This is a genomic window from uncultured Formosa sp., from assembly GCF_947500765.1.
In the GTDB taxonomy this organism is placed as follows: Bacteria; Bacteroidota; Bacteroidia; order Flavobacteriales; family Flavobacteriaceae; genus Formosa.
The window spans coordinates 715946-723238 of the sequence record NZ_CANMTH010000001.1; the positions used below are offsets into that span (position 1 = coordinate 715946).

General features: G+C 30.9%; 5 protein-coding genes. 1 reads left to right on the top strand and 4 read right to left on the bottom strand.

Going from position 1 to position 7293, the window contains the following annotated elements; all coding sequences use genetic code 11:
- Window positions 1–6: 6 nt before the first annotated feature.
- From Q1B05_RS03105 to Q1B05_RS03120, 4 genes are all read right to left on the bottom strand, one after another.
- Entirely contained in the window at window positions 7–321 is a 315-nt protein-coding gene (locus Q1B05_RS03105; protein WP_299777435.1) for a hypothetical protein, read from the bottom strand.
- A gap of 88 nt (window positions 322–409) precedes the next feature.
- Entirely contained in the window at window positions 410–1459 is a 1050-nt protein-coding gene (locus Q1B05_RS03110) for a nucleoid-associated protein (RefSeq protein ID WP_299777437.1), read from the bottom strand.
- A 91-nt stretch (window positions 1460–1550) separates the two neighbouring features.
- Window positions 1551–3983: a ribonuclease HII gene (locus Q1B05_RS03115; RefSeq protein WP_299777439.1), complete on the bottom strand. Its 2433-nt coding sequence runs from the start codon at window positions 3981–3983 to the stop codon at window positions 1551–1553.
- 31 nt (window positions 3984–4014) lie between these two features.
- Complete coding sequence (locus Q1B05_RS03120) at window positions 4015–4614, bottom strand: ribonuclease HII (RefSeq protein ID WP_299777441.1); 600 nt, start codon at window positions 4612–4614, stop codon at window positions 4015–4017.
- Window positions 4615–4684: 70 nt separating this feature from the next.
- Between Q1B05_RS03120 and Q1B05_RS03125 the strand changes: the two genes are divergently transcribed.
- Entirely contained in the window at window positions 4685–6652 is a 1968-nt protein-coding gene (locus Q1B05_RS03125) for a putative porin (protein ID WP_299777443.1), read from the top strand.
- The last annotated feature ends 641 nt before the right edge of the window (window positions 6653–7293 follow it).

The window sequence follows — 7293 nt, forward strand, 5'->3', positions numbered from 1 at the left end:
TTTAATTTATCTTGCCAATAATTTTTTAGACACTTTATAAGTCGCAGCATACTGCAATCCTTCTTGCTCGCGTTTTAAGTGGCTAAATTCTCTATTATACCAGTTTACATCGGTCGCTTTTTTTCTAAACGTTTCGTGGTTTATGGTCTTAAAGGCTTCACCATCTAATGTGGTTTTAATCTCGTATACAGCAATTCCGAAATGCTCACATTGTTTTAAAACTTCAGAAAAATCTTCCTCAGAGAAATAACTATCATTGTTTTCTTCATTCTTTTGTAATCCTGTAAATACACTTTTTTCTAAAAATTCTTCTTGTGTCATTTCCTTTGGGTTTTAGTATCTTATTTAATTCAATACAGAAATACTGCGTTTAATCTATCTTCCTGTGTTTTATTTATGTTTAACTTTACTATCCTTCAGTATTAAAGAATACCTTATAATAATACATTTTCTTTTCTTCGTCAAATCCGCGTTCTAAATATTCACTAGCAGCATCTGGAGCATCAATATCTAGTTTAATTTGAATTTGTGTATCGAGTTTAATTTCAGTTTTAATTTTTGCTTTTTGCTTCTTCACTACAGGTTCGGCAACATCAAACTGATTTAGTATTAAAAGATCTTGTTCGCCTTCAAACGACTTTTTATAATCGTCGAAAAGTGTTTTGTGATTGTCGTCTTCAAAGACTTCTTCTTTAAAGTTTTCAATATTTACAAATTCATGTTCCTTAAAATAATCTACCGTTTTTGCTAAAAATATGTTTTGCTCTTGATTTCCGTAACTGGTTTTTAATATCTCGGTAGAAAACTCTTTACATAATTCGATATAATTCTGGGTGTGAGAATTAAAATCGTTTGCATATTTAATATTTAAAAAATGATTGATCCAATATTGTGCATCGTAATTATTATTGTCTACTGTTAAAACAATAGGCCCTTCTGCATCTGTTTGGTTTAAAATTAGGCATCCTTTATCTACTTTTTTTGTGTTTATACCTTGTTGTACGGCGACATCGTAACTGTTGCCTTCTAAATAGGTTTGAAAGAAATTAGATTTACTTTCAATTTTAAAGATTCCAATTGCATTGGTTACGATTTCATTAAACTCTATCCCTTCAAAAATCGCGACAATAACATCTCCTGTTTTTATTTGTACAGAATTGGATTGCTCGTATAAATGCTTAACAATATTTTTAGAAACCTCGATAAAGTTAGCTTCATCTGCAAAAATATCTGCAGCATAGGTGTTTATTTCATTCAGTTTAATATTGGCATGGTGATTAAAGCGGTGACTTTGTACCACACTACCAAATGGTCTTAATAAAAACGGAAGCATTAAGTCGTAACTCGCTTCGTCAAACTGTACTTCGTTTTCTGAAAAGGCATTTTTAGTATCGTTAAATTTATTTCCAACTTTATGAATTATAAATTTAGAAATTGTGGCGATGTTACGTTTTATCATGTTTTTTTTATCTTAAAAATAAGGGCTGCAAAAGTACTAAATTAGCTTCAGCTTTAATAATAAAAAATAAGGTCTTAATTGTTTCTTTCTTTTAATTTATCTGATAAATAATTATGGCATTATCTCCTCCTTTAGTGACCGCTTCTATAAGGTTGTCTTGGTCTGAATTGGCTAAGTCTATAGTGCTTGTGCCGTAAACAGGAAAATTAGAAATATTCTCGCCTTGGCTATCAAATACATAAACTTTTTGTGCTTGTACATCTGTAGTGGTTATGTATATTTTATTATTTATATAGAATAACTTTACAGGAGAGTATGTGCCAAAGTCTAATTCTAAGGTTTTGTTTCTAATGGTTAATTTATTTCCAGATTGTGTAACCAAAGTACGACTTGTAGCATATAAATGATGATCTTCTCCGAGGTTTAAATTTTCGCTAGACACGCCGCCTCTTGTATTTATAAGTATTAAATCGCCTTCGTCTGTGGTAGTAACAAATTTGTCGTTGTATACGTAAACGCCCTCTTTAGAATAGGAGTAAGAAGATTTAGGGGTTACACGCACCTCTCCTGTTCTACTTAAAATATAAATTTGGTCACTTGTTTTAAATACTAAATAATCTTTGCGGTTAATTCTAAAATGTTGTGGTGTGTGAATAATAGATTGGTTGGCTTCTTTATAAGTAAACCCTTTTACTTTATTGCCCTGAGCATCGTACATTAATACGCCTTTGTTTTGAACTACTACCAAGCGGTATTTTTTATTATTGTCGTAATCAAAAACGGCTAAAGGCTGCGTAACCTTATCTTTAAATTTTTTAGGGTAAGCTTTTGCAGATTTACCATTACGATCTAACACATATAAATGATGAGCTGTAGTAAAAGCAAGTTGTAAACGACCATTTTTGTACATGTCTATCTGAGAAATATTGCCCAGAATAGGCTCGTCAAGTTCTTTTTTCCAAAGGACTTTACCTTTATTAGAAATTAAATACAGATTGTTATTTACATCCTGAACCACAATTTCTTTTTGTCCAGAAGTGTGATTGGTTACAAACTGTGGATTATTTAATAATTTAGCATCTAATTTTATATTTAAATCTTCGCTTACTGCATTCTCTGTAACTCTTGTTTTATTCTTTTTTATAACAGCATTCACGTGTGCAAAATTATGATCGTATATATATTGTATAGCCGAAATTTTAAAGGCATTTGCATTTGTGTTTGAAGTTGTTTTAAAGTTTGCTTGTAGCACACCGTTAAGAAGTGTAGCATTTCCTACTAACATTAATGAAGATGCATCGCTTAAGTTTTCTGTAATGTTATTGTAAAAATCGCGATTGCTTAATGTTGCTTTGTTTTGATGTGAGGCAATTATGTTTTGTAGTAATTCTAAATTGTCTGAAAATACAAAGAAAGAATCTATAGAGGCATAAAAAGAAGCAGTCTTGGTTTTTATTAAAGGCTGAAAATTAATAGCAAACCATTCTGGATGTTCGAAACGTTTAATGTCTATTTGTCTAAATGTTTCTAAAATTTCTTGAGAATCTAATAAGGCTTCATTAGTTGCTATATCGTCTAAACTATGTAAAGCAATTGCACGCGAGTCTTTATTATATATTACACCAACTTCATCTGTATTATCAAACAAGGTCGTTTCTGGAGGTTCTTGGCTATTTAAAACAACTAAGTTTGCTTGTAAATTACTAAAGTCTTGGTAGGTTAAACTCATAAAACCGTCACTGTCTTCAGGTGTAATTTGTGCCGTTTTGTTTTCTTGCGGAATTGTATTCTTAAAAATATTGATGATATGGTTTGTAGAATCTTCAGCTTTCGTAATACCGTTTAATGTGATCTGATCTTGAGTAATGTCTGTGTCTAGTGCAAGATATTTGGTGAATTTTTGAAGAGGAATAGAGTCTGAGCTAAAAAACAATGTAGATTCTTTAATGTCTTCAGTGTCTAATATAACAGCAAATGTTTTTTCGGTAGCTGTTGTGTTGTATATTTTTTGAAGTTCTGCACTTACTGGTTTTGTTTTTAAACTTTTTTCAATAATAGATTTTGAAGTCGAACCTATAAAAACACTGTCAATCACAACGCTAAAAAATGTTTCAGTTTTGAGTTTTGTTTTAGTAATGGTGCTGTTTTTAAACTTAATACTTTCTTGTATTGGTTTAGAAATAGAATCGAATTGAAAAAAATCTGAAGTGTATTTTGTAATCAGTGTAATTTGTGTACTATCTATTTCATCTTTAGAAAAACAAAATAAAGTTTCATGATTAGGTTTAAAAGCCGATGTATTTTTAAATACAGCATCTAAAGCTTTATAGAATTTGGCAGTTTTAAATTCCTGAACTAAAACGTTGTTCGTTAAACTGCTTTTTAAATCTTCAATATTATTCGTTTTAATTAAAGTTGACGTATGTTCTGGAACAAATTCAATTAAACTTTGGTGCGATGTTGTCGTAGTATCGCAACTAATTAAGAATACACTAAAAATTATAGCTAAGAAAAGCGCTCTCATAAAAAAGATTTTTTTTTACAAATATAGGAAGTTATAGATCTAATTTTAATTGATCTGGTAGTAATCTAAAAGATAAACGGTGGTATTTTGTAGGACCATATTTTTTTATAGCTGCACGATGTTCTTTTGTAGGGTATCCTTTATTCTGTTTCCAGTTATACATGGGGTATTCTTCATGAATCATATTCATATATGCATCGCGATATGTTTTTGCAAGAATAGAAGCTGCTGCGATATTTAAATATTTTCCGTCTCCTTTTATAATGGTTGCATAAGGCACTTTTAAATACGGTTTAAACCGGTTTCCGTCTACGCTTATAAATTCCGGTTCTGGGTCTAATTTTGCAATTGCTAATTGCATGGCGTGTATAGATGCATTTAAAATATTTATTTCGTCAATTTTATCAGGGAAAACATGAGCGACACCAAAGGCAACTGCTTCCAGTTCTACTATAGGTTTTAATAAATCTCGTTTCTTCTCAGATAATTGTTTCGAGTCGTTTAATATTGTGTTTTTAAATGTTTTTGGTAAAATTACAGCAGCAGCAGTAACGGGTCCGGCTAAACAACCACGGCCTGCTTCGTCTGTGCCGCATTCAAATTCGTATTCAGAATAGTTAAGGGCAAGCATTTAAATTATAGTTTTGTTATGTATGGATATCATATTTTGTATTTACATTTGCAAGATCTAAAAAATAATTATGAAGCAAATCATTCTGTTATTCTTTTTAATGAGTTTTACTCATCTGGCTTTTTCGCAAGTTGTGCCAAAACTAGACAAGAAAATTGAAAGTGATAGTGCTACAACTGAAAAAGGACTTACCGAAAAATCATCAGATACTACCAAATCAAAACCAGATGAGAAAGAAGTAGCCAAGATAGAACAATATCTTATAGTGTCTCATTTAAACGATACAACTTATGTAGATACGACATTGTCTATTAAAAAGGAATATAAGTTTAATTCTATAAGAAAGGATGAATTTGGTTTAATTGCGTTTTCTAATATGGGGCAAACGTATAATACGTTAAGCTATAATTTTAAATCGGAACGTTTAATGCCTGATTTAGGAGCACGATCTAAGTTTTTTGCTTTTAAGCAAATAGAAGATGTTAGTTACTACCATGTACCAACGCCCTTAACAGAGTTGTTTTATAAAACGGGTTTTGAACAAGGGCAAGTTGCTCAAGGTTTCTTTACGGTTAATACATCCGATCAGTTTAATTTTTCGATTTCCTATAAAGGTCTAAGATCTTTAGGAAACTACCAACATATTCTTGCCAGTATAGGAAACTTCGAGTTTTCTGCCAATTACAAAACAAAAGACGAACGTTATATTGCTAAAGTGCATTTTGTAGGCCAGGATATTAATAATGAAGAAAATGGTGGTTTGTCTGATGATAATACTGAATATTTTGAATCAGGAGATCCCGATTTCTTAGATCGTGGTGTTTTTGATGTGAATTTTGAAGATGCAGATAATACTTTAAAAGGGAAGCGTTTTCATTTAGACCATCGCTACTATATTGTAAAGCCAAAAGATTCTTTAGCCAAACATAGTTTAAATGTAAACCATATTATGACGTTTGATGATCAGTACTATCAATTTAATCAGGATGATCAAAATGATTATTTTGGAGATGCCTTTGTGTCTAGTGATATAGAAGATAGAAGTACGATTGAAAATTTTTATAATCAATTTCAACTTAACTATAGTAACTCACTTTTAGGAGATTTACAATTTAATGTAAGTCACGATAATTATAATTACGGATACGATCAAATTGTAATTATAGATGAAGAACAAATAACCAATAGATTAAAAGGTAATATTATAGCTCTAGGAGGGAAGTATCATAATAAGTTTGGTGGCTTCGATATTTATGGAGATGTAGGTTTAAACGTTACTGGCGATTTTAGTGGTAATTACATTACAGGAAAAGCATCTTACAAATTCACAGACGATATATTAATGAGTGCAGAAATTAATCATAATGCCTCACAGCCTAATTATAACTTCTTGTTGTTTCAGAGTGACTATTTAAATTATAATTGGCAAACTAATTTTAGTACAGAGAAGACACAGCAATTGAGTTTTAAGTTAGAATCAGAAAAGCTAGCAAATATAACAGTAGACTATTCTACGATTAGCGATTATGCATACTTTAAAGAAGACGAAGATGCTGGAGGTGTAAAACCTTTTCAAAACAGTGAGACTATTACATATTTAAGAGTGCGCTTAGATAAAGAAATAAGATTTGGGCACTTTGCTCTAGATAATAGTATCATGTATCAAAATGTACAAGATGATAATCAAGTATTAAATGTGCCAGAGTTTGTAACTCGTAATACCTTATATTATAGAAACGAATTTTTTAAAAAGGCATTGTTGCTAGAAACAGGTGTTACGTTTAATTACTTTACAGATTACTACATGGATGCTTACGATCCTTTATTAGCAGAATTCTATATGCAAACAGATCGAGAGTATGGGAGCTTTCCAAGGTTAGACTTTTTTTTAAATGCTAAAATTCAACAAACACGTGTTTACTTTAAAGTAGAACACTTTAATTCGTCGTTTACAGGCTACGATTACTATTCGGCTCCTAACTATCCCTATCGTGATTTAACATTACGCTTTGGTATTGTATGGAATTTCTTTATGTAATAAGACTATGTTTAGATCTTATCATAAAGGTTCGTTTCTGTATTGCTGAAGTAAATAAAGGCATATTTTTATGAATTGTGACGCCTTGTAAAAAAAACATTACACTTAACTACCTGATAGTTTATGGTTTAAGATTTTTATGAAAATAATTACATAAAAACCTTGCTCAGTTACGGTAAAAGTATGTATATTTGCACCCGCTTAGCGACGCAACTACGGTAGTAAGCTAGGTAAAATGTTCATTAACAGAGTTATATTTATCGGATTTAGTTTTGAATTAAAAAAGATAAAAAAAAGCTTGTTAGGAATAAAAAAGGTTGTATGTTTGCAGCCGCTAAAAACGGCAACGTTTTTAGAAAGAAAAGTTCTTTAAGTATTGTTTTTATGGGGTTAGGAAAAGTTGAGAAACTGGACTAAAAAAAACTTCAAAAAAACATTGTGAGGAATAAAAAAGGGTTTTATATTTGCACCCGCTTAACGAGGCAACGAGTTGAGAAACATAGAGAAATAAGTTCATTAACATATTGAATTGACAGCGTAGATATTAACTGGAAACGGTTAATGTCAACAAAAAGAATAGACCATTTTGAGTACCAAATTTAATTCCATTAGTTGTTAAAAGTAATAGTGGAAACACTTAA

Excerpts from the sequence above, each read along its gene's own strand:
- Q1B05_RS03105 (WP_299777435.1), bottom strand. The coding sequence starts at position 321 with ATGACACAAGAAGAATTTTTAGAAAAAAGTGTATTTACAGGATTACAA.
- Q1B05_RS03110 (WP_299777437.1), bottom strand. The coding sequence starts at position 1,459 with ATGATAAAACGTAACATCGCCACAATTTCTAAATTTATAATTCATAAA.
- Q1B05_RS03115 (WP_299777439.1), bottom strand. The coding sequence starts at position 3,983 with ATGAGAGCGCTTTTCTTAGCTATAATTTTTAGTGTATTCTTAATTAGT.
- Q1B05_RS03120 (WP_299777441.1), bottom strand. The coding sequence starts at position 4,614 with ATGCTTGCCCTTAACTATTCTGAATACGAATTTGAATGCGGCACAGAC.
- Q1B05_RS03125 (WP_299777443.1), top strand. The coding sequence starts at position 4,685 with ATGAAGCAAATCATTCTGTTATTCTTTTTAATGAGTTTTACTCATCTG.